General features: G+C 48.9%; 23 protein-coding genes. 7 read left to right on the top strand and 16 right to left on the bottom strand.

The genetic code is table 11. The features are described from left to right. Positions 1–128 precede the first annotated feature (128 nt). Together CLOSYM_RS08760 and CLOSYM_RS08755 are read left to right on the top strand one after the other, a co-directional pair. Positions 129–1,646, top strand: a complete 1,518-nt coding sequence (locus tag CLOSYM_RS08760) for a BCCT family transporter (protein ID WP_021641839.1) — start codon at positions 129–131, stop codon at positions 1,644–1,646. Positions 1,647–1,891: 245 nt separating this feature from the next. Beyond that, complete coding sequence (locus CLOSYM_RS08755; RefSeq protein WP_021641838.1) at positions 1,892–3,010, top strand: DUF2974 domain-containing protein; 1,119 nt, start codon at positions 1,892–1,894, stop codon at positions 3,008–3,010. 135 nt (positions 3,011–3,145) lie between these two features. On the opposite strand, the gene CLOSYM_RS08750 is transcribed toward CLOSYM_RS08755, so the two are convergent. The 6 genes from CLOSYM_RS08750 to CLOSYM_RS08725 all read right to left on the bottom strand — a co-directional run bounded on the left by CLOSYM_RS08750 (position 3,146) and on the right by CLOSYM_RS08725 (position 10,670). Then, on the bottom strand, positions 3,146–3,943 hold the full coding sequence (locus tag CLOSYM_RS08750) for a hypothetical protein (protein WP_003497391.1): 798 nt from the start codon (positions 3,941–3,943) through the stop codon (positions 3,146–3,148). A gap of 111 nt (positions 3,944–4,054) precedes the next feature. Further along, positions 4,055–5,905 carry a glycoside hydrolase family 2 protein gene (locus tag CLOSYM_RS08745; RefSeq protein WP_021641837.1) on the bottom strand — a complete coding sequence of 617 codons (1,851 nt, stop codon included), beginning with the start codon at positions 5,903–5,905 and terminating at the stop codon, positions 4,055–4,057. 3 nt (positions 5,906–5,908) lie between these two features. Continuing rightward, positions 5,909–6,907 (bottom strand): ABC transporter permease, encoded by a 999-nt coding sequence (locus CLOSYM_RS08740; RefSeq protein WP_021641836.1) that lies wholly within the window; start codon positions 6,905–6,907, stop codon positions 5,909–5,911. A 13-nt stretch (positions 6,908–6,920) separates the two neighbouring features. After that, positions 6,921–7,880: an ABC transporter permease gene (locus CLOSYM_RS08735; RefSeq protein ID WP_003506424.1), complete on the bottom strand. Its 960-nt coding sequence runs from the start codon at positions 7,878–7,880 to the stop codon at positions 6,921–6,923. Next, positions 7,873–9,396: a sugar ABC transporter ATP-binding protein gene (locus tag CLOSYM_RS08730; RefSeq protein WP_003497400.1), complete on the bottom strand. Its 1,524-nt coding sequence runs from the start codon at positions 9,394–9,396 to the stop codon at positions 7,873–7,875. Before CLOSYM_RS08730 ends, CLOSYM_RS08735 begins: the two co-directional genes overlap by 8 nt. A 236-nt stretch (positions 9,397–9,632) precedes the next feature. Continuing rightward, positions 9,633–10,670 carry an ABC transporter substrate-binding protein gene (locus CLOSYM_RS08725; protein WP_003497402.1) on the bottom strand — a complete coding sequence of 346 codons (1,038 nt, stop codon included), beginning with the start codon at positions 10,668–10,670 and terminating at the stop codon, positions 9,633–9,635. A gap of 226 nt (positions 10,671–10,896) precedes the next feature. Between CLOSYM_RS08725 and CLOSYM_RS08720 the strand changes: the two genes are divergently transcribed. Continuing rightward, positions 10,897–11,871: an ArsR/SmtB family transcription factor gene (locus CLOSYM_RS08720; protein WP_003497404.1), complete on the top strand. Its 975-nt coding sequence runs from the start codon at positions 10,897–10,899 to the stop codon at positions 11,869–11,871. A gap of 261 nt (positions 11,872–12,132) precedes the next feature. Here the strand turns inward: CLOSYM_RS08720 and atpC are convergent, their stop codons facing one another. The 9 genes from atpC to CLOSYM_RS08675 form a co-directional block, all read right to left on the bottom strand. After that, on the bottom strand, positions 12,133–12,549 hold the full coding sequence (gene atpC / locus CLOSYM_RS08715) for an ATP synthase F1 subunit epsilon (RefSeq protein WP_003497406.1): 417 nt from the start codon (positions 12,547–12,549) through the stop codon (positions 12,133–12,135). A gap of 2 nt (positions 12,550–12,551) precedes the next feature. Continuing rightward, a complete protein-coding gene (atpD, locus tag CLOSYM_RS08710; protein WP_003497408.1) occupies positions 12,552–13,967 on the bottom strand; it encodes a F0F1 ATP synthase subunit beta in 1,416 nt (471 codons plus the stop codon). Positions 13,968–13,969: 2 nt separating this feature from the next. Next, positions 13,970–14,869, bottom strand: a complete 900-nt coding sequence (gene atpG, locus CLOSYM_RS08705; protein WP_003497410.1) for an ATP synthase F1 subunit gamma — start codon at positions 14,867–14,869, stop codon at positions 13,970–13,972. Positions 14,870–14,875: 6 nt separating this feature from the next. Continuing rightward, positions 14,876–16,378: a F0F1 ATP synthase subunit alpha gene (gene atpA, locus CLOSYM_RS08700; RefSeq protein WP_021641835.1), complete on the bottom strand. Its 1,503-nt coding sequence runs from the start codon at positions 16,376–16,378 to the stop codon at positions 14,876–14,878. A gap of 14 nt (positions 16,379–16,392) precedes the next feature. Next, positions 16,393–16,896, bottom strand: a complete 504-nt coding sequence (atpH, locus tag CLOSYM_RS08695) for an ATP synthase F1 subunit delta (RefSeq protein WP_003497420.1) — start codon at positions 16,894–16,896, stop codon at positions 16,393–16,395. After that, positions 16,877–17,374, bottom strand: coding sequence for a F0F1 ATP synthase subunit B (gene atpF, locus CLOSYM_RS08690; RefSeq protein WP_024738992.1), 498 nt, complete (start codon positions 17,372–17,374; stop codon positions 16,877–16,879). Before atpF ends, atpH begins: the two co-directional genes overlap by 20 nt. 22 nt (positions 17,375–17,396) lie before the next feature. Beyond that, positions 17,397–17,621 carry an ATP synthase F0 subunit C gene (atpE, locus tag CLOSYM_RS08685; protein WP_003497424.1) on the bottom strand — a complete coding sequence of 75 codons (225 nt, stop codon included), beginning with the start codon at positions 17,619–17,621 and terminating at the stop codon, positions 17,397–17,399. Positions 17,622–17,661: 40 nt separating this feature from the next. Continuing rightward, entirely contained in the window at positions 17,662–18,324 is a 663-nt protein-coding gene (locus CLOSYM_RS08680; RefSeq protein WP_003497425.1) for a F0F1 ATP synthase subunit A, read from the bottom strand. Positions 18,325–18,701: 377 nt separating this feature from the next. After that, on the bottom strand, positions 18,702–19,796 hold the full coding sequence (locus CLOSYM_RS08675) for an N-acetylmuramoyl-L-alanine amidase (protein WP_021641831.1): 1,095 nt from the start codon (positions 19,794–19,796) through the stop codon (positions 18,702–18,704). A 170-nt stretch (positions 19,797–19,966) separates the two neighbouring features. Between CLOSYM_RS08675 and CLOSYM_RS08670 the strand changes: the two genes are divergently transcribed. Next, entirely contained in the window at positions 19,967–20,311 is a 345-nt protein-coding gene (locus CLOSYM_RS08670) for a hypothetical protein (protein WP_021641830.1), read from the top strand. 109 nt (positions 20,312–20,420) lie between these two features. On the opposite strand, the gene CLOSYM_RS08665 is transcribed toward CLOSYM_RS08670, so the two are convergent. Beyond that, positions 20,421–21,302 carry a LysR family transcriptional regulator gene (locus tag CLOSYM_RS08665; RefSeq protein ID WP_044902282.1) on the bottom strand — a complete coding sequence of 294 codons (882 nt, stop codon included), beginning with the start codon at positions 21,300–21,302 and terminating at the stop codon, positions 20,421–20,423. A gap of 287 nt (positions 21,303–21,589) precedes the next feature. Between CLOSYM_RS08665 and asrA the strand changes: the two genes are divergently transcribed. Genes asrA through asrC form a run of 3 tightly spaced genes read left to right on the top strand, consistent with a single transcriptional unit; the run spans position 21,590 to position 24,477 of the window. Next, the gene (asrA, locus tag CLOSYM_RS08660) at positions 21,590–22,651 is read left to right on the top strand and encodes an anaerobic sulfite reductase subunit AsrA (protein ID WP_009297517.1); all 1,062 of its coding nucleotides are present in this window, start codon (positions 21,590–21,592) and stop codon (positions 22,649–22,651) included. Continuing rightward, a complete protein-coding gene (gene asrB / locus CLOSYM_RS08655; RefSeq protein WP_021641828.1) occupies positions 22,641–23,441 on the top strand; it encodes an anaerobic sulfite reductase subunit AsrB in 801 nt (266 codons plus the stop codon). The genes asrA and asrB overlap by 11 nt, the downstream gene beginning before the upstream one ends. Positions 23,442–23,454: 13 nt before the next feature. Then, positions 23,455–24,477, top strand: coding sequence for a sulfite reductase subunit C (asrC, locus tag CLOSYM_RS08650; protein WP_003497450.1), 1,023 nt, complete (start codon positions 23,455–23,457; stop codon positions 24,475–24,477). The last annotated feature ends 33 nt before the right edge of the window (positions 24,478–24,510 follow it).

The following is a 24,510-nucleotide window of genomic DNA, read 5'->3' as shown; positions in this document are numbered from 1 at the left end:
ACGCGTCCTCCAAACCTCAGTTAAATCTCCATTTTTTTCAAGATACTCTTGTATTTCTCCAAATTCAATGCTATAATATGTTCAATATTTGATTTAAAATAATAAAATTGAACAGCAAGGAGGCAGCTATGAAAGAAAACATCAAAACGACTATAAAGAAAGAGCTGGACTGGGTTACGATGGCAATTCCATTTTTAATTATCCTTTTACTCTGCATCAGCTTTATCTTTCTGCCGGATTCATCAAAGCATATCATTGAGTCAATCCGTACCTTTTTAGGAGAGGAACTGGGAACTTATTACCTGGCCGTGGGACTGGGAGCTTTTATTCTCTCTCTGTTTCTGGCATTTTCCAGATATGGGAAAATCCGTCTTGGAAAGGGGAGCGAAAAACCGCAGTATTCCAATTTCGCCTGGGGATCCATGATGTTCACTTCCGGTCTGGCTGCCGATATTCTTTTTTATTCACTCTGTGAATGGATTCTCTACGCTCAGGATCCTCATATGGCGGAGATGGGGTCGATTCAGCAATGGTCCGGTACATACCCGTTATTCCACTGGGGGCCAATCCCCTGGAGCTTCTATCTGATTCTGGCCGTATCCTTCGGATTTATGCTCCATGTGCGCGGCTGCCATAAACAGAAATTTTCCGAGGCCTGCCGCCCTCTGCTGGGCAGCCGGACCGATAAGGCTCCGGGAAAAATCATTGATTTGATCGCCGTATTCGCCCTGCTGGCGGGTACCGCCACCACCTTCAGCCTGGCAACTCCTCTGATGAGCCAGATTGCAGCAGATCTGCTGGGAATTGATAACTCAAAGTGGATTACCATTTTAATCCTGGTTATTACCTGCATTGTTTACACCTTCTGCGTAGTCAGAGGCATGCACGGCATCATGAAGCTGGCCGCTTCCTGTGTATACCTGTTCTTCGGGTTGCTGGCCTATGTACTGATATTCGGAGGCGAGACAAGATATATTATAGAGACAGGCTTCTCCTCCATCGGAAACCTGATTCAGAATTTTGTGAGTCTTTCCACCTTTACCGATCCGCAGAGAACCACCTCCTTCCCGCAGAACTGGACTATTTTCTACTGGGCGTACTGGATGGTATGGTGTGTCGCCGCACCATTTTTTATCGGCAATATTTCAAAGGGACGCACGGTAAAACAAACGATTCTGGGCGGATATATTTTTGGTCTTGGAGGCACATTTACGAGCTTTATTATCCTCGGCAACTACAGCCTTGGTTTACAGGTGTTCGGCAAGCTCGACGTGATTGGGCTCTATACGGCAACCGGTAATCTCTACACTACGATTATCGCTATTGTCCGCACGCTTCCGCTGGCGCCCCTGGTACTGATTCTTCTGGCGCTCACGATGATTGCCTTTTATGCAACCAGCTTTGATGCCATCGCACTGGTCGCATCTTCCTATTCCTATAAGGAACTTGACAATAACGAGGAACCTCATATGGGTATCAAGGTATTTTGGTCCATCATGCTGATTTTGCTGCCTATCGCACTGGTATTCAGCGATAATTCCATGGCCAATCTGCAGACGGTATCGATCATAGCTGCCTTTCCCATTGCAGTGATTATTGTGATGATTATTGTCTCCTTCTTTAAGGATGCCAAAAAAATGCTGTAAGCGTTAAGACAGCTTCCGGCTAAACCGGCGAATCTTTTTATTACTGTTCACAGGTTGTATTCCGCGAGGTGTTTTCGTGCGCATTTTGCACAAAAATCCCGAGTTTCACGGCGCGAAACTGCGTTTTATGCAGTTTCTGTGCATCGCGAAGCGTGTTATTGTTTACAGCATGCCGCTTTTAGGCATGGTGTGAACAGTAACACCTTTTTCCGGCGCGGAATATATTAAAAAGAAAAGGCTTTGTCATGCCCGATTCCAATACGTCTTTTCCCGGTATTATTGATTATGTCGCCGTCCACGGCAGTAAGACACTGGAGGAAGTTCCTCTGTCTGCTGTGGACGGCCTTGTTTTTTCCGCAATGTCTTACATTCACTTTGACGGCCTGATACCAGACAGTCCCCAGGAAGCGCCTGCGGTCAAAGAAACGGCGGCCGCCATACTCGCGCTGCCTGAGAGGAAGCGGCTTTTGCGTGTCCGCTCACTGGAAAACCAGCGTCTGCTTGAGGAAATGGCAAAGAGCCGCCGCTTCTCCGGTCTGCGTCTGACTGCTTACAGGGATATCAAATCGCCTGACCTTGAAATGCAGTTCTCCGCCATCACTCTTCTTCTCGGCTCCGGAGATATCTTTATCGTTTTCCGCGGTACCGACGGAACTTTGATTGGCTGGAAGGAGGATTTCAACCTTGGCTTTCAGGATACTGTTCCTGGCCAGTGGACGGCCTGTTATTATCTGTCGAATATGGCCTCTCTTGCCGCGGGCTCTGTCTGGGTGGGCGGCCATTCAAAGGGCGGCAACCTGGCCGTATTTTCCGCCGCCTGCACTTTTCCCGATATCACGCCGCGAATCCGTGCCGTATTCAATTATGACGGCCCAGGCTTCAGCCAGGCGGTTCTTGATACGCCGGGCTACCGCACTGCGCTTCCCCTTGTCCGAACTTTTCTCCCTCAGTCCTCTGTAGTAGGCATGCTTCTGGGGCATGAAGAGTCCTATACCATTGTTCAGAGCGGGCTGAAAGGACTGATGCAGCATGATCCCTATTCCTGGGAAATCCGGGACGGAGACTTCATTCGGCTGAAAGAAATCACAGAGGGAAGCTGTCTGGTTGACCGTACGATAAAAACCTGGATTTCAGAGCTGTCCCCCGAGGAACGGCGGGCGTTTGTTGATACGGTCTTCGATATTCTCCGGTCTTCCGGGGCCACCCGGACCGGCGAGCTTCTTCTGCCGGATAATGTTATGGAGATAATTGGAAGCTTCCTGAAGGAGACCTCCGTAAAGCGCGACAATATCCTGCTGCCGCTGACGTCTCTGCTCAAAGCGGCAGGCAAAACACTCACCTCCTTTTACCTCGATGCTTCGTAAAATATCCGGCTGTTCGGGACTCAATTACAGCTTAACTGAAGATACCGGTAAGATACAGGACCCATCCTGCTCTTACCGGTATCTTCGTAACAGGTCAGCCTTTGGCCAAACTGTTACGTATCTTCCATATTCCGCCTACTGGTAAATCTGGTTGATTTTCCAGTAACCGTTGAATTTGTACATATTCAGTCCCGAATCTCCGCCCATCATAACACCGGCGCTTCCAACCTCTTCGAGACGCGTGATATCCGTATTATCAATCTCTTTGCTCAGCTTTTCTGTGAACACCTTATCTTCACCAAGGGCTATCAGCTGCTCGGCTGACTTAATTTCCGTCATCTTTCCATTGGAATTGGTGATAATTATTGGATAATTACACATCTTAGACAAGGTTTCCAGGCTCTTGTATGAAAATGTCTTCTGGATTTGTTCCGCCATCTCCTTCATATCGCTGATATTCACTGAATTGGAATTTACGGTTGAACCCGCATCCAGGTAAAAGTTATTAATCTTCCATTTTCCCTTCACCTTATAAAGAGTCAATCCGTAATCTCCGCCCATCATTGTACCGGCCTGCTCTCCGTCCGTCAGCTTCGCCACATTGGTAGAGGCGATCGCATCCGTCATCTTCTGGGTGAAGATGGTCTGGGAGCCAAGGGCCATAAACTCTTCCTTACTTTTCAATTCCGCCAGTTCGCCGCTTTTAAAGGAGACGACCACCGGATAGCTGCACAGATCGGCCAGTTTGTTTAAATCCTTTTTTTCAAATGCTTTCTGTACCTGCTCCGCCGCCTTTCTCATTTTTTCATTTCTGGAATTGCTGGACTGCTGGGTTCTGGTACCCGCGTAAACCGGTACTGCCGGTATGATACTTGTGAGTGCGGCGGCGCAAACTGCTGCTGCCATAAATCTTTTTGTGAAAAATAATCTCATCTCTTTCTCCTCATTTCTTATAAATTCGTCTGTCCTGTTTCACTTTCACAGATTAGACTCTGCCGGAGAATAAAAAGTTTCAATTATCTTCTATTATTTCAATCCTCATACTCATACAAGTGAATCGAACATTCCATAGAGCTTATCATTCATCTCTTTCACCTGATCCTCATCCAGCTTCACAATCTCCCGGTCATAGGTCAGCACACCATTGATCTCTTCCTCGATATCACTGGTCTGCGTGTAAATTGCACTGCACAGGCCATACTGTAAATTCGGATAAATTTCCTCTTCCCAAAGCCTCTTATAATTTTGCGTCAGCTCTTCGGTGGAATGGTAATGCTGATAGCCAAATTCTTTCTTACAGGAAAGATGTTCCTCCACCGGGTAGGCGTACCCGCCGTATTCGGTCAGGGCGACAACCCGGTCCTGCTGCGGCTTTACCTTCAGCTTATGCCTGTAATTATGGATACTGTACATATCGCCGCCGCCCTGATCAAACCAGCCGCAGGCCTCGTTAATCAGACGCCCGGAATCGATTTCCCTGACTTCTTTTGTGGCCTTCGCAGCGTCAAACTGCCCCCATCCCTCATTAAACGGAACCCATACCGCTATACTGGGGTAATTGTACAGTGTGGATACCATATTCTTAAGATCGGTGTAATACTGTCTCCGTCCTTCCCCGTCCTTTCTTTTGAATATTCCGTAGTGACGGTCGCTGACCCCCCTGGCGAACCGGTCCGAGGCATTGGGGAGATGGGTCACAAAAACCATGTTGTATTCACCGCCCCCATTGGGCATATCCTGCCATACCATCATCCCCAGCCGGTCACAGTGGTAATAAAAACGTTCCGCCTCTATCTTTACGTGTTTCCTGATTGTATTGTATCCCATCTCCTTCAGCTTGATAATATCATATACCAAGGCCTCATCGCTGGGCGCAGTCATCAGGCTTTCCGGCCAGTAGCCCTGATCCAGAATCCCGTTAAAGAAATACGGTTTGTTATTCAGGAAAAATCTCAGAATGCCTTTCCCGTCCCGGCCAGTCGATAGTTTGCGCATCCCGAAATAGCTTCTCACCTCGTCCTCCCCATACCGGATTATCACATCATAGAGATGGGGCGTATCTGGCGTCCATGGCTTGAACCCGTCAAGCTTTATCTCCTGGCTGATTACCTTCTTTATCTCCTTCTCCTGCCGGACGGTAATCTCTGCCTGCCCGATTTCCCCCCCGCGATCCAGAACAGCCAGACTCACTGTGCCGGATGTCTCCCCACCAGATGCCTTCCCACCGGATGTCTCCGCGCCGGATGTTTTGCAGGCATTAAGAACCGTTATCTCAAACCGGACCGAGCTGTCGTCGTAAAGAGGCGTAATCCTCACGTCTTCTATATAGGCCTTTTCCACGCTTTCCATCCAGACGGTTTTCCATATCCCGCTCTGAGGTGTGTAGAAAAGAGAGGCGTATTTTCCTTTTTTCTGCAGTTTCTGCTTGCCTCTGGCATGAGGGGACTGCTCCGTCCGGTCCGTCACGGAAAGAGTAAGCTCATTCTCCCCCTGCCTCAGGCTATCCGTGATGTCAAAGTGAAACGGAAGGTATCCCCCCTTATGACCTCCCACCCGGATTCCATTGACAAATACACTGCACTCCTGATCAACGGCGCCGAAATGAAGAAGAACCCGGCTTTTCTTAAAACCTTCCGGAAGAGTGAATTTCTTTCTGTAATGAAGGCGCTGGTGCGGCATCACGATTTTACCCACGCCCGAGAGCATGGATTCCGGGGAAAAAGGGACGATTATCGTTTCATCGTAGAAGTCTGCCGTTTCGGATTCATTGATACGGCATTCCCACTCTCCGTTCAGGTTAAAGTAACTGTCTCTCACTAGATTCGGCCGGGGGTATTCCTGCAAAATATTTCCCGGATCAATTTCCTTCCCCCATCTGCTAATTAACTGTACCATACTTTATCCCACCTGTTTTCTTTTAAATTTGATATTCTGAAACACCTCGGACTGTACCCCGACTGAAATCAGCACCAGCATTCCCATGATAATCGACTGCCAGTGGACCGAGATACTGGTAGGAAGGTAAGTAAATATTGTGTTGATAATAAAATAAATCAAAATTCCGAAGAAGGTGCCTGAGAATTTGCCTTCTCCTCCCGACAGCTTTACCCCTCCGATTGCGCACATGGCAATCGCATACGTCTCATAGACATTGCCCGCGCTCAGTGTTGCACTGCCGCTGCTGGAAGCCAGAAGAATACCAGACAGGGCCGCAATAAAACCGGAACAGATAAAAGCCTTAATTTTGATTTTATCCACATCAATTCCCATCATCCGGGCGGCCTCGCCGTTTCCTCCCACCGCGTACATCCCCATTCCAAATTTCGTATGCCTCGATATATACATACAGATAAATGTGACAAGAAACAGGAGAGGTATCAGAATCGAAATTCCGCTGTTCATTCCGGGTATCACACCCTTTAAAACCTTTGTTCCTGCGAAGGTCAGAACATTCCCGGTCACCGCCACCGATTTCTTCGCAATAATCAGAATCACTCCGCGCAGCGCGAAGAGCATGGCAAGTGACGCTATCCATGATGAGATGCGCATCTTAGTGACCATCAGGCCAATCATAAGGCCCGAGACGATGCCGACTAAAAGCCCGCAGACAATTCCTAACACCGGATTCACCTGGGCCGTAAGGCCCATGACCACACCGCTCAGGGCAAACACGGCGCCAACCGACAAATCAATCTCCGCACACAGAATGACAAATGTCATTCCCAGAGCCAAAAATCCGCCATTCTTAGCCGCTTTCAGCAAAATATTAAACACATTGGCAGTTGTCAGGAAGTTCTTATCCTGAAATAGAATGCTTGTAATAATTACCAGAAGCAGAAATGCTAAGATAGTACTTCTCGAATAAAACGAATTATATATTTTCTTTATTGTTTTCATACTTCTTAACCTCCTACTTCGCCTGCTCTCTCTGAATGAATACCGCAAATACGATAATCGCTGCTTTAAACACCTGGGCATACTGATCCGGTATATTATTCATCACACAGGTCAGTGTGATCATCTGCATAATCAGGGCACCGACCACGGTTCCAAGCACATGGGCCTTGCCGCCGCTCATCGGCGTGCCGCCTATGACGACCGCTGCAATGGCATCCAGCTCCGCAAGCTGTCCCAGGGAGCTTCCCGCTGCGACCGATACCTTCGCCGCCTGGAAAATCCCGGCAAATGCTGCAAAGAAGGTACTCAGCCCATATACAATCATCAGTGTCCTGGCTGTGTTGATTCCCGCCAGGGAGCTGGACCTTAAGTTATCTCCCACCGCCTGAATCTGACGTCCAAGCACCGTTTTTTCGATCATCACCCAGACTGCTGCCACGGACAGGACAATAGGGATAATCTGCACCGGAATCACGCCCCCGAGTTTGTAGGTTCCCCAAAGGGATAGCTGTTTTCCCACTTCCCCCAGCTTGTTGAAATAGATGTCGCGGCCTCCGCAAAGCACCTGGGCCACGCCCCTCAGCCCCAGCATCAGTCCCAGCGTGATAACCATTGCCTGTAATCTGAGCTTGCCGACCATAATTCCGGTAAAGCAGCCCACGACGACAGACACCGCCACAGCGGCAAGCACAGCGGCAGGAAGTCCCGTCTCCGGCATCAGCCTGGCTGTCAGCACCCCCGCCAGGGCCATGACCGAACCGACGGAAATATCGATTCCTCCCGTGGAGATAACGAGTGTCATCCCCATCCCGCAGAGGATGGTCGGACAAAGCTGGGTAATCACGTTATTTAAATTTCCTATCCTGAAAAAGTTCGGGGTGAATAAGGAGTTTAACAGCACAAAAAACAGGAGCAGCGTGATTGCGCTGTATTTTTTTACGAACTGAAGATAATCCTGTTTTGTCTTATTCATGCGTTTTTCCCTCACTTTCACTGCCTCTTGCGATGGTTTCCATCACCTTATCCTGACTGATCTGATCCCCGGCCAGTTCGCCGATCACTCTGCCCTCCCTCATGACGATAATCCTGTCGCAATTCCGTTCCAGCTCCGCAATCTCCGAGGAAATCATCAAAACCGATATTCCGCTCTTTGAAAATTCCTGGATTAACTGCTCAATCTCCGCTTTGGCGCCCACATCAATTCCCCGGGTCGGTTCATCTAAAATCATCAGCTTTGGATTCATGCACATCCATCTGGCAAGCAGTACCTTCTGCTGGTTCCCGCCACTCAGGTTACAGATGGCCTGCTCCGGCGTCGGCGTCTTTATCTTCAGCCGGTCAATATAACTCCTGACTATTTCATCCTGTTCCTTTGTCTTTACAAAACCAAAGGAATTCAGTTTCGGGAGCAGGGCAATCGTAATATTTTCCCGGACGGACAGGTGGGGAATAATCCCCTCCGTCTTCCTGTCCTCCGTACAGAAACCCATCCCCTTTTTTATCGCATCGGCAGGAGAATGAATACCGGCCTTTTCTCCCCACCAGAAAATTTCTCCGTTATCAGGCATGCCGGAACCAAACAGCACCTGCGCCAGTTCCGTCCTCCCCGAGCCAAGGAGGCCCGCAAGGCCAACCACTTCCCCCTGCTTAATCTCAATATTGATGCCGTTAAGCCGCATCCCCTGGCGGATGTCCTTCATCTCGGCTATGACCTTCGCATTCGCGAACTCATATCCCTGCTTGTTCCTTTCAAGCTCTACCGTGTCCTTTCCCACCATCAGTGAAATCAGCTTAAGCTGGTTCAGCTCACCGATATCGTAGTCTCCCACATACTCACCATCTTTAAATACGGTCAGGCGGTCACATATTTCAAAAATTTCATCCAGCTTATGGCTGATGAAAATCACACTGATTCCCTTACTTTTCAACTGTCTGATAATCCTGAATAACACCTGCACCTCATGGGTATCCAGCGAAGAGGTCGGCTCATCCATAATCACAAGCTTCGCATTGATGCTCACGGCCCTGGCGATAGCCACCATCTGCTGGATCGCCGTGGAATAATTTTTTAACGGCCTGGTCACGTCAATCTCAATCCCCAGTTCCTCCAGAATCCTTTTTGCCTCGCTGATCATGGCTTTTCTGTCAATGCTGCCGAATTTCGTTCTCGGTTCCCGTCCCAGAAAAAGATTCTCATAAACCGTCTGGAACAGAACCAGGTTTAACTCCTGGTAGATCGTGGAAATTCCCTTTTCATTTGCCTCTATCGGCGTCCTGGCATTTATCTCTTCTCCGTCAAAGCAAATCGTGCCGCCGTTCTTCTGGTAGATTCCCGTCAGGACCTTGATCAGCGTGGATTTTCCGGCCCCGTTTTCCCCCATCAGCGCGTGTATCTCACCTTTGTTCACCGTCAGATTAACTCCTTTAAGCGCCCTGACGCCGGGAAATGTCTTCTCCAAACCTTTTATATCCAGTAAAACCTCTGCCATAAGCGTCTCCTTTTTACATTACTGTTCACAGACTGCCAAACAGCACAGTCCTGCGGCCGATACAGTAACCTTTTTCCTACTCTTCCTTCAATCTATTCCTTCAAACTATTCCTTCAAAAAGGCTGCCGCAAAAAATCTGATTTTTGCGGCAGTCTTTATAGCGCGTGTTTGAAAATTGCTTTCGTCGGTGACAGGCTGCAGAAACGTGCCTTCCACCGTTCATGAACGATAAATCATTAGAAACCTAATTCCACTACCACGTTATCCTTTGTATAAAGTGTATCTTCATTCGTGATATGAGCCGGAACCTCTTTTCCATCGATGATATTCGTAATAGTTTCAACTACAATCTCGCCAAAATACGGGGAGCAGGTGCAGGAAGCAAGCTGTCTTCCATCTTCAATCGCCTCAAATGCCGCCCTGGTTCCGTCGATTCCCAGTGTCAGGATATCTTCGCCCGGTTTCAGCCCTGCCGCTTCAATGGCGTTCATCGCACCCTGAACCATATCATCGGTTACGCAGAATACTGCGTCAATATTCTCTCCGCCCTGGGCCTGGATAATATTCTCCATAACAGCCTGAGCCTTATCCATCAGCCACTCGCCGTCCTGTTCCGCTACAATCTTGAACTTGGAGGAGTCAAGGCCTTTTACAAATCCGTCCTGTCTGTCTGTGGAGGTAGATGAATCATAGCCGCCGTTGATAATTACGACATTTCCTCCGTCCGGCAATGCTTCCGTGAGCGCTTTCGCACACTGCTCGCCTTCCCAGATGAAATCGGACATGATCGCCGTCGTGTAATGGGTTCCCGCTTCACCGTCAATCGCCCTGTCAACCAGGATAACCGGGATATTGCTTTCCATTGCTTCCTGTAAAGCGCCCTGAAGCCCGTTATTCTCAAGCGGTGCAACAACGAGATAATCTACGCCTGCCGCTACGAGATCGCGGATATCGGACTCCTGCGTGGCAATATCGCCGCCTGCGTCTTTCACGATGAATTCGCCGCCTGCATTTTCAACATACTCCTTAATGCTGTCAGTCTCAGTTGTCCTCCATGCCGACATACTGTCGGTTTGGGCGAATCCCACTTTCTTACCCTCCAGCGCTTTTTTACTCTCCGTGCTCTCTGCCGGAGCCGCTTCGGATGAGCCTTCTGCCGGAGCTGCTGCCTCCGTCGCAGGCGCCGCAGTTTCCGCCGGTTTCTCAGAGCTGCCGCATGCGGTCAGTGACAGTGCCATTGTTGCTGCCATTGCTAATGCAACCATTTTCTTCATAATAATTTCCTCCCTTACTTATTGCGCGTTTTTATTACATAATTTATTTTAGATCGTTTCGTCTCTTTTTACAATATACTTTTATATATTCTTTTTATTTTTGTATATGTTTCACATTTTTATCGTTTTTATTTTGTAAAAGTTGCTTTTTTACTTTACTTTTTATGTAATAAAGAGTTATAATTAATAGAAGAAAAATATAAAAAATGGAAGAAAGGAATCTGTCATGTCACCCAGGGAAAAACGTACTGTCAGAATTATTGGAGAAAGAAATATTTATCTGCATCTGGGCAATCCCGCCCATCATGAGTCAATTACGAAAATAGGCAAAGCCCTCTCTTCGCCTCTTCGTCTGAAAATCCTGGATATGCTGAGAAATACCGCGCGCTCCCTGCAGGAAATCGCTTCGATTCTGGACATCCCCCTGTCCTCCGCCGCGCTCCATGTAAAGACACTGGAGGAGGCCCATCTCATCGTGACGGAGACTCAGCCCGGGGTTCACGGCTCCATGCGGGTTTGTACCTGCAGCATCCAGTCCTTTCACTTAGAAACCTTCGATTCCTCCATCGACTCCGTCAATAAGAGTATTTCCATGGATATGCCGATAGGGAATTACTATTCCTGCGATGTTCAGCCCACCTGCGGCCTGGCTGATGAAAACGGCCCCATCGACTCCTATGACACGGTCCGTTCCTTCTACTCTCCCGTGAGAAGCAGGGCGCAGCTCATTTGGTTTCACAAAGGATTTATTGAATACCGTTTCCCCAATATCCACAACCCGCTGCTCACCCTGAACGAAATCTCCTTCCGTTTTGAACTGTGTTCAGAGGCTCCCGGGTATCTGGAAAACTGGCCCTCAGATATAACTATCTCAATCAACGGCGTGGAGACGGCGGTCTACTGCTCTCCCGGCGACTATGGCGCCCGGCGCGGAAAACTGACTCCGCCGGCCTGGCCCAATGGAAATACACAGTACGGAATGCTTAAGACATTCTCCGTCAAAGAAAACGGCAGTTATATGGACGGACGCCTTGTCCATGCCGGGATCAGCCTGAGGGACATAGCCATCGAATCCAGGCCCTATATCTCACTGAAGATCGAAATCAAAGACAATGCCAAGCATATCGGGGGAATCAACATTTTCGGGGAAAAATACGGGGATTATCCACAGGGCATTGTGATGAACCTGACTTATGAATAACGTGGTAACCGTTCAGCCATGATGTATTCCGCGAGGTGTTTTCGCTGCTTTTTGCGAAAATCCCGAGTTAAGCGGCGCGAAACGACTTTTTTTGCCGTTTCTGTGCAACATAACGTGTGGATATATCAGAAAGAATCTCGCTGGATTCCCCTCGGAGCAGTTTTTATTTAACAGGAAGTTTCTCCTGTTAAATAAAAAAACGCGGCAGGAGCATATTACATTCCCGCCGCATTTTTGCGTTTCTAGCTTTCTTCGATTTTGTTATTTGCGCTTTCCTGCCTCGCTGAGCCGTGACATCGCCCTGGCCAGCTCCATCTTGCTTCTGTGGTATTCGGCAATGGACTGCTTCTGGCGCAGCTGCTCCTCCGCCCGCTCCAGCGCCTCTTTGGCTCTGTTGATATCGATCTCGCCGGGATGCTCCGCCGAGTGGACAAAAACCTGGACTCGGTTATTGATCATCTCGGCAAAGCCGGAGCCTGTAACAGCCGTGATCTCCTCGCCGGTTTCCGTTACAATTTTCGTAGTCCCGGGTACCAGGGCAATGATTACATTTTCATGGTGGGGCAGAAATGTGTGGCCCCCGTCCGTGGCAGGAAGGTTGATAAATCTGGCCCTTCCCTTGTAGAAAATCTGGCTGCTGGAAAACAGCTCAAGGCCAAATGTGGATATTTCTCCCATACTTACCGGCCTCCCGTCTTCTCCTGCTCTGTCTTTTCATGATCTGCCTTCGCCTTCACATCCTCAATCGAACCCACGTTAAAGAACGCATTTTCCGGATAGTCATCCATCTCACCGTCCAAAATCATCTTAAATCCGCGGATCGTCTCCTTCAGCGGCACGAATTTACCTGGTACGCCGGTAAATGTCTCTGCCACGTGGAAAGGCTGGGAAAGGAATTTCTGAATCTTCCTCGCCCTGTATACGGTTGTCTTGTCTTCTTCCGCCAGCTCCTCCATACCGAGAATGGCAATGATATCCTGAAGTTCTTTGTATTTCTGAAGAATCTCCTGCACCCGCCTGGCCGTCTCGTAATGCTCCTCTCCGACTACCTCCGCCTCCAGAATACGGGAGGTGGATTCCAGCGGATCCACAGCCGGATAGATACCCTGCTCCACAATCTTTCTGGAAAGCACCGTCGTGGCATCCAGATGGGCAAACGTCGTGGCGGGAGCCGGGTCGGTCAGGTCATCGGCAGGCACATAGACCGCCTGTACGCTTGTGACGGAGCCCTCCTTCGTCGAGGCAATCCTCTCCTGGAGTTCTCCCATCTCATTCGCCAGTGTCGGCTGGTAGCCGACCGCAGACGGCATACGTCCAAGCAGGGCCGAAACCTCGGAACCCGCCTGTACAAAACGGAAAATATTATCAATAAACAAAAGTACATCCTGATGCTCCCTGTCACGGAAATATTCAGCCATCGTAAGACCTGTTTCCGCAACCCTCATACGCGCTCCCGGGGGCTCATTCATCTGTCCGAATACCAGGGCGGTCTTTTCGAGAACACCTGATTCCTTCATCTCAACCCAGAGATCATTTCCCTCCCTGGATCGCTCTCCCACGCCTGTGAAAATCGAATAGCCGCCATGCTCTGTGGCGATATTCTGAATCAGCTCCTGGATCAGGACGGTCTTGCCCACGCCGGCGCCTCCGAACAGTCCTATCTTACCGCCCTTGGCATAGGGCGCCAGCAGGTCGATTACCTTGATGCCGGTTTCCAGAACCTCCACGACCGGACTCTGATCTTCAAACGAAGGCGGATCGCGGTGGATGACCCAGTGTTCCTGATCCTTAAGACCTTCCCCTCCGTCAATTGTCTCTCCCAGGACATTGAAAAGGCGCCCCAGGTTCTGATCTCCCACCGGCACGCTGATTCCCTGTCCTGTGGGAATCACCTCCATATCTTTATGAAGGCCCTCGCTGGCGGCCAGCATAATGCAGCGGACCACATTATTTCCCATATGCTGGGCGGCCTCCATGATACAAGTTCTGTCCCCGTTTTGAACCTTCAGGGCATCCCTCAGGTGGGGCAGAACTCCGCCTTCAAACGAAACATCCACAACAGGTCCCATGACCTGAATAATTCTGCCTGTGTCCATAATTATCCCTTTCTTTTCTGCGCATTGGCGCCGCTGACTACTTCCGTAATCTCCTGCGTGATAGCCGCCTGTCTGGCGCGGTTATACTGGATGGACAAATCCCGGAGCATTTCCTTTGCATTGTCCGTGGAGGAGCGCATTGCCATCATTCTGGCATTATGCTCGCTGGCATACGCCTCAACCAGACATCCGTAGATGATGCCGGTCAGATAGTTCGGCACCATATTGTCCATTACTTCATCTGCCGACGGGTAGAGGCTGATGTTCTCCTGCATGACTCCCGACGGTATTTTCGACATCGTGAAATCTGCCTTTTTCAGTGGGAGCAGCTGTTTCAGCTTCGGCTCCTCTTTCATCGAATTTACCATCTCGGTAAACAGGATAAAGACTTCATCCAGCTCCCCGTTCAGAAATCCGTCCACCATTGTCTCGGAAATCAATCTGGCCCGGTGCATGGTCGGTTTCTGAACCGTATAGCGGAAGCTGCCGTCCATATCCACATCCTTCAGCTTGCCGAAATACTGGCGGCCGACTACTCCCAGCACATATAGCTTCCTGTGTCCCGGAAGCTTCAGGCGTTCCTCCGCCATCTTGATAATGTTATGGTTGTAGGCGCCGTTCAGCCCCTTGTCGGCCGTGACCACGATCAGGCCGATCTTCCGATCCCCGGGAGCTATCTCAGGGCGCTGATCCAGATACCGGTTTTCCTTTTCCGTATCGGGAAGATGGCGCAGCATACGGTCCAGCGCGCGCTGCACGCCGAAGAAGTAAGGCTCCGTATCCGCAAGGACCTTCTTCGCCTTCTTCATCTTAGAGGAGGATATCAGATACATGGCATTCGTAATCTTCATCGTGTCCTGGATGCTCTTCATCCTGGTCTGGATCTCTTTAATACTTGCCATTTGTCATCACCTGCCTCTGTCAGCTTTATATTCCCCTGCCGCTTTCACAATCGCCTGAATCAGCGTCTCCGGCAGTTCCTTCTTCTCTTCTATCTCTTTTACAATCTCAGGATGAATCTGTTCAAAATACCGGAGCATATCCTCCTGGAATTCCTTAATCTGCTTTACCTCCACATCCATAAAAATCTTATGGGTTGCCGCACAGAGCGTGATAACCTGCTCATGGAGGCTGAGAGGATGGTAGAGCGGCTGTTTCAGAAGCTCCATCAGCGATTTTCCATATTGAAGCTGTTCTTTTGTCGCAGCGTCCAAATCGGAGCTGAACTGGGTAAATACCTCCATCTCACGGTACTGAGCCAAATCGATACGGATACTTCCCGAGGCCTTCTTCATCGCTTTAAACTGGGCCGCACCGCCGACACGCGATACGGACAGGCCGACGTTAACGGCAGGCCTCATACCCGAGAAGAACAAATCGCTCTCCAGGAAAATCTGTCCGTCGGTGATGGAGATAACGTTGGTCGGAATATAAGCCGACACATCCCCCGCCTGGGTCTCAATAATCGGCAGCGCCGTGATGGAGCCTCCGCCCAGCGCGCTGCTCAGACGGCTGGAACGCTCAAGCAGCCTGGAATGCAGGTAGAATACATCTCCCGGATATGCCTCACGTCCCGGTGAACGTCCAAGCAGCAGGGATAACGCACGGTAAGCCACCGCATGCTTTGACAAATCGTCATATACAATCAGCACATCTTTTCCCTTGTGCATAAAATACTCAGCCAGCGCAGTGCCTGCATACGGCGCAATGTACTGGAGCGGCGCACAGTCGCTGGCAGTGGACGCCATGACCGTCGTATATTCAAGCGCGCCGTACTTTTCAAAGGTGGAGACCAGCTTTGCAATCGTTGATGCCTTCTGGCCGATTGCCACGTAAATACAGATAACGCCTTTTCCCTTCTGGTTCAGGATCGTATCTGTGGCTATGGAGGTCTTGCCTGTCTGACGGTCGCCGATAATCAGCTCCCTCTGGCCTCTGCCGATGGGGAACATGGAGTCAATCGACAGGATTCCCGTCTCCAGAGGCTGGTTAACCGCCTGGCGGTCAATAATGCCGGGGGCCTCCTCCTCAACCGGACGGTAATCGTCGGTCTTAATCTCTCCTTTTCCGTCAATCGGGGCGCCGAGGGCATCAATTACACGGCCGATACAGGCATCTCCCACGGGGACGCCAGCTTTTTTTCCGGTTCTGGAAGCGCGGGTTCCTTCGCCAATCTCCGTATCCTTGCCAAAGAGGATACAGCCGATGCTGTCCTGCCGGATATCCTGCACCATTCCTTTCAGGCCGCACTCAAAGGTTATGACCTCGCCGTACATCGCATGATCCATGCCGTAGATTCTGGCAATTCCATCGCCCACGGAGATAACGGTGCCCGTCTCCTGCTCTTTGCATATATCATCATAATTTTCAATTTCTTCTTTCAGTATGGAAATAATTTCATCTGAACTCATCGAACTCACTCTTCTCACCTCCGTGTCAATTTATGCTGCAGCCTCTTAAGGCGTCCGTCCAGGCTGTAGTCATATTCAAAATCTCCTGCCTTCAGGATGAAGCCGCCCAGCAGGGACGCATCCTCCCGGATATCGAAGGTCACGTCATTTTTCCGGTACCTTCTGCAAAGGTATTTCTTCATTCCCTGAAGCTGTTCCTCAGAAGGCGGAGTCACGCAGGTAAGCTCGGCTCTCAGGATCCCATCCTGCCGCCTTAAGTATTCCTCGTAGCATTCAAAAATTTCCTCAATTTGTCCTGTCCTTTCATGGAGGCAGGCCACCTTCAGAAAATTTCTGACGGACTCCGGAAATACCCGGTCGATTACCTTCTCCTTCTGCTCCCTGGGAATCAGCGGATTTTCAAGCATCTGCTTCAAAGCGGGCGTCCCTTTAAGCATCGCGGCGGCATTCCTCAAATCGTCTGCCGGGACGGACAGCTCTGCCAGAACGCGGGCGTAATTAACGGATGTCTGTCTCATGTCCCTCGGCCTCCTTTAAAAAACGGTCATACAGCAGCGAATCTTCCGATCCGTGCCCGGTATCCCCGGTCATCTTTCTGGCCGCGCTTACAGCCAGTTCAGCAATGCGGGACTGGAGGTCAGCCATGGTTTTTTCTCTTTCATTTTCAATATTTTTCTCTGCTTTCCTCATGATATCTGCCGCCTGATCTCCGGCTTCTTTCAGAATCCGATCCGATTCCTCCTGCGCCCGTTTTTTCGCTTCTTCAATCAAACGTCCGGACTCATTTCTGGCATCCCTGAGAGCCGCTTCATAACGGTTCTTAAGTTCATCTGCCTGGGCCTCGCTGTTTCTGGCATTTGACAGCCCGTCGGATATCATTGCCTGTCTCCTATCCATAACGGCCGTAACAGGCTTAATCAGAAATTTTTTCAACAAAAGACAGAGGATAATCAGGTTAATGATTTCAAAGACAAGGTTCCAGTTTAACTGTAACACTTCTCCCACCTGCCTTTCTCAGTTATTTTAAGAATAAGATAATTACAAGAGCAATAACAAAACCGTAAATAGCGGTAGCCTCCGCAAGGGCGCATCCAAGAAGAAGAGCCTTGCTGATCTTGCTCTCAGCCTCCGGCTGTCTTGCGATTGCTTCCACTGCCTTAGAAGTTGCGATACCGATACCAATACCTGCTCCAATACCTGTAAGTACTGCCACTGCTGCTCCGATTGCGATTAATGTTGACATAATAATTCTCTCCTTTAATTTTTGTATTCGAATATTTTTTTTAATCAAGCTGTTCTTTGATGAACAGAGCGGTCAGGAAGACAAATACGTATGCCTGAATCAGACCGTCAAAAATGTCAAAATAAAAACTGAACGGAATCGGCACGATAAGCGGGGCCACCAGCTTGATTAATTCCATTACTACGAATGAGCCCAGCACGTTGCCGAAAAGCCGCATGCACAGAGACACGGGACGGATAGCAATCTCCATAATGTTGATTGGCAGTATAAACGCCACCGGTTCTGCAAAACTCTTAATGAATCCCTTCATGCCTTTCTTATGAAATCCGGCATATTCAATTACCGCAATGCTGATCACTGCCAGCGCGGCCGTCACATTCAAATCCTTCGTGGGCGGTGTGATACCCGCTATGCCAATCAGATTGGCAACGCCGATAAAGAGCGCCGTCGAAATCAGATACGGAATGTAACCTTTCCCTTCTTCCCCGACCAGATCCAGGAAGAAATCCCTCAGAAAGCCAATGGAAGTTTCCAGAAACAACTGGAGTTTCCCCGGCTTTTCCACCTTCAGGTTTCTTACAAAGATGATGGAAAGAAGAACAAGAACCGCCATAATGAACCATGTCGCCACAACCGACTCGTATACTGGGATTCCGCCGAATACGGGTATTGTGAATACGACTTTGGCATTCAATTCTTCCATCAGGGCCTTTGAAAGTGTGTCCGTCTTATATCCCTCCCCTATAATAGTATTTGTGAAGATGTTTCAGTAACCGGCGGCCGGATGCCCCCAGGGGCCTGTCACCGAAAATTACAAAAGGCCAATGCCGGTTTCCTGTAATCGGATTCCCGGAAAAGGCCCTCAACTTCTTCGCTTCCCCATATTATGGTACTTCAGGTTAAAAAATGCAATATCAATTGCAAAGAAATTTAGTTGTAAAATCCAACAAAATTAAGCATTTTGTACAAATCTCCGTACAATCCAAGGTTTTTTAACGGCCTGTTAACAGGAAATGCTGAAAAAAGCGCTGTTTCTGCCATAAATACCACGATTTATGAAAGGAAACAGCGCTTCCTGCGTTAAAAACCAAAAAATGCATTAATTCCTGCTGTCAGCCCGTCTCCAAGCTGGTTCAGGGTTTCCGTCGAATGGCTTGACGCCTTATCTCCCAGCTCAATATCAATACTCGGGATGGTGGAGAAGGAGGTCTGTGTCAAATCCATCTCCATGCTGCCGCCGGAGAAAATTTTATTTCCGGCGTTTTTCAGACCGGTTATCAGGGAATCCCCCAGCTTATTATGCTGCTGCCAGTTGGACGCCACCGGCTCCATAGCCCTGTAAGAGGCATTGTTTGGAACGCTCATATAAAAGCAGCCCTTGTTGCTGCTGGTGGAGTCCCAGTGCAGTGCGATATGGCAGTCCGCATTATTATTGGCAATTACGGTCCTGGCAATATTATCAAGCTGGACGTCGTCCGATTCACGTATCATCAGGACATCGTACCCTTCCGCCAGCAGACGGTCCTTCAAAATCTTCGCCATCTGAAGCGTCACTTTGCTCTCCGCGGTACCGTCGGCAAACGTCATTCCGCCGGAAACCGCAACCGCCGTAGTCGCTCCGGCGCCGGTGGTTCCGCCAGTCACCTTGGGCGTTCCGTCCGGATGGCACAGCGTCTTGACGCTGCTTCCTCCCTTTGTCCCGTGGCCCGCATTGACGCAGACCGTCTTATTCTTTCTGGAAGCGGCGGTACTCTTGTACAGAATCGCTTTTCCACTGTTAATCTTGGAAAACTCGGCATACTTATAGTTTGCGGACAAACCGACCTCCGTACCTGATACGGTAGAATCAGAGTTTCCCGAAGCCGCCGCGCCGCTCTGTCCCGATGTATTCTGTGCAGCCGCCTTCTTAACCGGCTGTGCCGTACTCAGGTAGGCCGATGCAACATAGCGCTTCTGTCCGTTCACAAGCACTGCGGTCCATTCGCCGTCGGAACCGACCCGCTCCAGCTTATCTCCATAATAGAAATTCGTTACAATATTGCCGTCTTTGATTTCTTCTGATGAACGGCATCTCAATACGTCACAGTTTACATAAACGGTATCTCCGGCAAAAACCGTCTGGGCCGAACTTGTTAACATAATTGCGGCTGCAATTGCCGCCCACTTAATTTTCATTAATATTACTCTCCTTTTAAGTTACCACGCATCCCTCTGCCGTTACTGTTTAGAGCGTGCAGATGATGGGAATGAATTTGCAGACACACTCTAGTATAATGCATGCACTAATCAGTTGCAAGCGTTAGAAACCGAAGTCTTCCTTACGATTTTATTTCGGAATTTTCACATTGATTCGGCCGTCATCGCTGTGTTTAACGGCAATCGTCGGTATTCCGTTTATTGCGACAGCCGGGCCTTTAGATACCAGCGGATTTTTCTTCCTGCTGCTGGCCGGTATTTTGTGCGCGCTGACCTACACGCTCTACGCCGCCGCCAGCACCGGCCTCTCCGCTCTCGAGACGGTTCTCCTTCCCATCATTGATCCGGTCATGAATCCGGTCTGGGTATTTCTTTTTCTCGGAGAGGCTCCGGGAAGCAAGTCCATTATGGGCGCGGCCGTCGTACTTATTGCCGTGACTGCACGCGTAGTCTACGGTATACAGGCAGACGCAGGGAAAGCCCGTATGGCCTGAAACATTAATTTTTCCACCGCCTTCAATGTGAAGGCGGTGACCTGTGCGCTCAGCGTGCAGGTTATCATTGATGACGGTGACCTGTATGCGGAGCGTGCAGGTTATCGTTTTACCAGGTATTACTGTGAAACTTATTCTCAATGCCGGCAATCAGTTTTCTTAATCCCGTGGAAAGAAATTTATCCTTATGGTAAACGATCTTAAAGCTTCTTTTCAAAGAAAAATCATTGATTGCAATCTGGTTAACCTCATCATGGTGTCTTAACAATGACTTTGACAATATAGAGACTCCCTGACCTGAGGCAACGATATTAATAATGGAATCAGAACTGTGGCAGATCCATTTTTCTACAATCGGAATCCCTCTGTTCTCGGTGAGATCGGTAAGAAATTCTCTCGTACCGGAACCTTCTTCCCTCAGTACAAAAGCCTTCCCCGCCAAATCCGTCAGGTTTATGGAGGACCTGCCCGCAAACGGATGGGTTTTCCCGCAGATAAGGACCATCTCATCCTCAAAAATATCTTTAAATATCACATCCTTCGTCTTTACGTTCCCCTCAATCACGGCAACATCCAGGGTCCCCTCTGAAATTTTCCGGATGATGTTCATAGAGTTATCAATATAAACCCGGATATTCACATTCGGGTTTTCCGCCTCATATCCGGTGATGATATCGCTGAGAAAAAAACTGCCTACCGTAAGGGATGCCCCTATATGAATGCACTGCTGGCTCGATGCATGATACAGAAATTGCTCCATCTCATGATAGGTGGCAGTAATATGTCTGGCATATTCCAGAAATTCCCTGCCTGTTTCCGTTATGTAAAGCTTTTTGGAAAGCCGCTCAAATAATTTAACGTGATATTCTTTTTCTATCTGCATAATGGCATGGCTGACCGTGGGCTGTGTGATATACAGCTTTCTGGAGGCTACCCCCATCTGACCCGTTTCGGCCACGGCAATAAAAATCTCAAAATCCCGGATCGTCATAATCTTTTCTCCTTTGTCCGCTCCCTGCAATACATAGATATTATGCTATGAGTTTATAACAAGTTTAGCATTTTACGAATGGCAGGGCAAGCTTTATAATAGACTTACATAGAATAGCGTTACTGTTCACAGCCCTGCTGTAAACCGCAGTTTGTGACCAGCAACATGCTTCGCGATGCACAGAACAGTAACAGAATAGTTATCATGTTTCATCATGTTTCTGTTCACTGGTACGGTCAGCCATAGCAGCCAGCCCGCAGGGCAAAAACAGGAAAGGAAGTAAAAAAATGAGAAGCCCAAAAACCTATCAGCTTACAATAGCAGACATAAATAAACTTTTTGCCGTCCTGAAAGAAAAGTACGCTATTTATGCGCCTGTCAGAATCCCCTCCGGAGGGAGATATTCGGGACAAGATTCCATCCTCTATCGGGAGGTTGAGCGGTACGAGGAGATAGAGTTCCGCGAGAGATCTACCTATGCAATGAAAGAGGTGATCACTCCGATTACCCAGACTTTATTCTATTTTACCGATGATGAATTCAGGGAGAGCAAGCTTGAGGACTCTAGGGATCTGCTCGTTTTTGGAAGGGCCTGCGATATCAATGCAATTAAGATTCAGGATCAGATTTACTATGAGAACGGCGGCATTGCCGATCCTTTTTATCAAAGGAGAAGGGAAAAGGTAAAGTTTGCGCTGATTGAATGTCAGGAACAATTTGACGGCTGTTTCTGCTGCAGCACAGGCTCCAACGTCACGGATATGCACTCCATCGCATTTTCTTTTGGTGAGGACGGAGCGTACATCGAGGTAAAGGATGACTGCTTCAGCAAATATTTTGACGGATGCGGGGAGACAGATTATGAAATCACCTTTCCGGCAGAAAATAAATTAAAGGTTGATTTTCCGGTGATTGATAATCTCGATCTGGCAAACAAACTGAAGTCTCATCCGATGTGGGATGAATTCGACGCCAGATGTATTGCCTGCGGAGCCTGTACCGTAGCCTGCAGCACCTGTACCTGTTTTGAAACCACCGATATTATTTATACACAGAACGGAAAGGCCGGAGAAAGAAGGAGAACCTGCTCCTCCTGTATGGTGGACGGCTTTGACCGCATGGCCGGAGGCGCCTGTTTCCGTCATAAAATTTCCGAAAAATACCGCTATAAGATATTACATAAAGTATACGGACATAACGCGAGATTTCATACCGGCCCGATGTGTGTGGGCTGCGGCAGGTGTTCGGCAAGGTGTCCGCAGTTGATCGGATATCCCGAAACGCTGAATAAGCTGTCAAAGGCAATTAAAGAAATAAAGCAAGAGGAGGAAGTTAGCCATGCTCAATAATCCGGTAAAGCCACAGGCACATAAAATCATCGATATATTAAAACAGACGGATGCGGAGTGGACCTTCCGGGTCGAAAATGAACTTCCCATCAGACACGGACAATTCATGCAGCTCTCCCTGCCTAAAATCGGTGAAGCTCCCATCTCCATCAGCGGTTTTGGCGACGGATACGCCGATTTTACAATCCGAAAGGTCGGAAAGGTGACGGATGAACTTTTCAACCTGAAAAAAGGCAGTAATATTTTTATCAGAGGATGTTACGGTAACGGCTGGCCCACCGAACAGCTGAAAGGAAAGAATGTTGTTATCATAGCCGGAGGAACCGGAGTATCACCGGTCAAGAGCCTGATTAACCAGCTATATTCGGAGCCCGGCTATGCAAAAGAAATCTATTTAATCCTGGGCTTTAAAAATTCACAGAGTATTTTGTTTACCGATGAACTGGAACAGTGGAAACAGGCAGGTCATTTCCATGTCATCTGCACTCTGGACAATGAGGACTATCCTGGCTGGAATAAGGGAATGGTCACTGAATTTGTAAAGGAGATCCCCTTTAGCTCATTTGGCGGCAATTATGAATGTCTTGTGGTAGGACCTCCGGTTATGATGAAATTTGCAGCAAAAAGCCTTCTGGAACATCAGGTTCCCGAGGATAAAATCTGGATGTCCTTTGAGAGGAAAATGTCCTGCGCCATCGGCAAATGCGGACATTGCAGAATTGACGAAACTTATGTCTGTCTGGACGGGCCTGTATTTAATTATACGGTCGGAAAAAAACTGGTAGATTAGGAGGTAAATTGCTGTGAGCGATATAAATATAGGTAAATTAAGAAATAACTGTTTCCGCCAGTCCAAGGTTGCAGGAGAATTCATGCTGCAGCTTCGCGTGCCGGGAGCGGTGATCGACGCGAAATGGCTTGAGCTTGTTAGCTACATCTGTAATACCTGGGGCAACGGCTCATTCCATCTGGGAATGCGGCAGACCTTAAATGTGCCGGGCATCAAAGCCGAAAATATTCCGGCGGTAAATGAATACATTCGTCCTTACCTGGACGCAATCGAACGCGATATGTGCGACGTGAAGATGGACACCTCCAACGGCTACCCTTTTATCGGGCCGAGAAACATTATGGCCTGTATCGGCGGTATCCATTGCATTAAGGGCAATGTCAATACGCAGGAAATGGCCCATAAAATTGAAAAATTAGTCTACCCCAACCCATACCATATCAAGGTATCCATAGCAGGCTGCCCCAACGACTGCGCCAAAGGGCATTTCCAGGATTTCGGCATTATCGGCTGCACAAAGCCGATCTACGATATCGACCGGTGTATTGGCTGCGGCGCCTGTGTCGATAAATGCAAAGGAGCCGCAACCCGCGTCCTTTCACTGAATGATAAAGGAAAGGTTGACAAAGACCCTTGCTGCTGTGTAGGCTGCGGAGAATGCGTCATCGCCTGTCCCGCCGGTGCATGGAGACGGCCGGACAAAGACTTTTATAAGATTGTGATCGGAGGAAGAACAGGCAAGCAGTATCCCAGAATGGGTAAAATGTTTGCCAACTGGCTGACCGAAGACAGCGTACTGGCAATCATGAGCAACTGGCCCAAATTCTCCGAATGGGTTCTGGGCGGAAAACCGGTCTACCTTCACGGAGGACATCTTATCGACAGAGCCGGTTACCAGAAGTTCAAAGATTTTATGCTTGACGGGGTGACCCTGAATCCTGAGGCCTATATTGCAGAAACCATCAACTGGGCCGAGACGGAATACAGAAGCAATATCCATGTAAAACCGCTGGATCAGCATGAGACGGTAAAATAGAGATTTAACTGAGGTGTGGAGGACGCGTCCGGA

Origin of the sequence: [Clostridium] symbiosum ATCC 14940, assembly GCF_000466485.1 — a bacterium.
In the GTDB taxonomy this organism is placed as follows: Bacteria; Bacillota; Clostridia; order Lachnospirales; family Lachnospiraceae; genus Otoolea; species Otoolea symbiosa.
The sequence above is the reverse complement of the archived record's forward strand: the minus strand, read 5'-3'. Positions and strand labels throughout refer to the sequence as shown.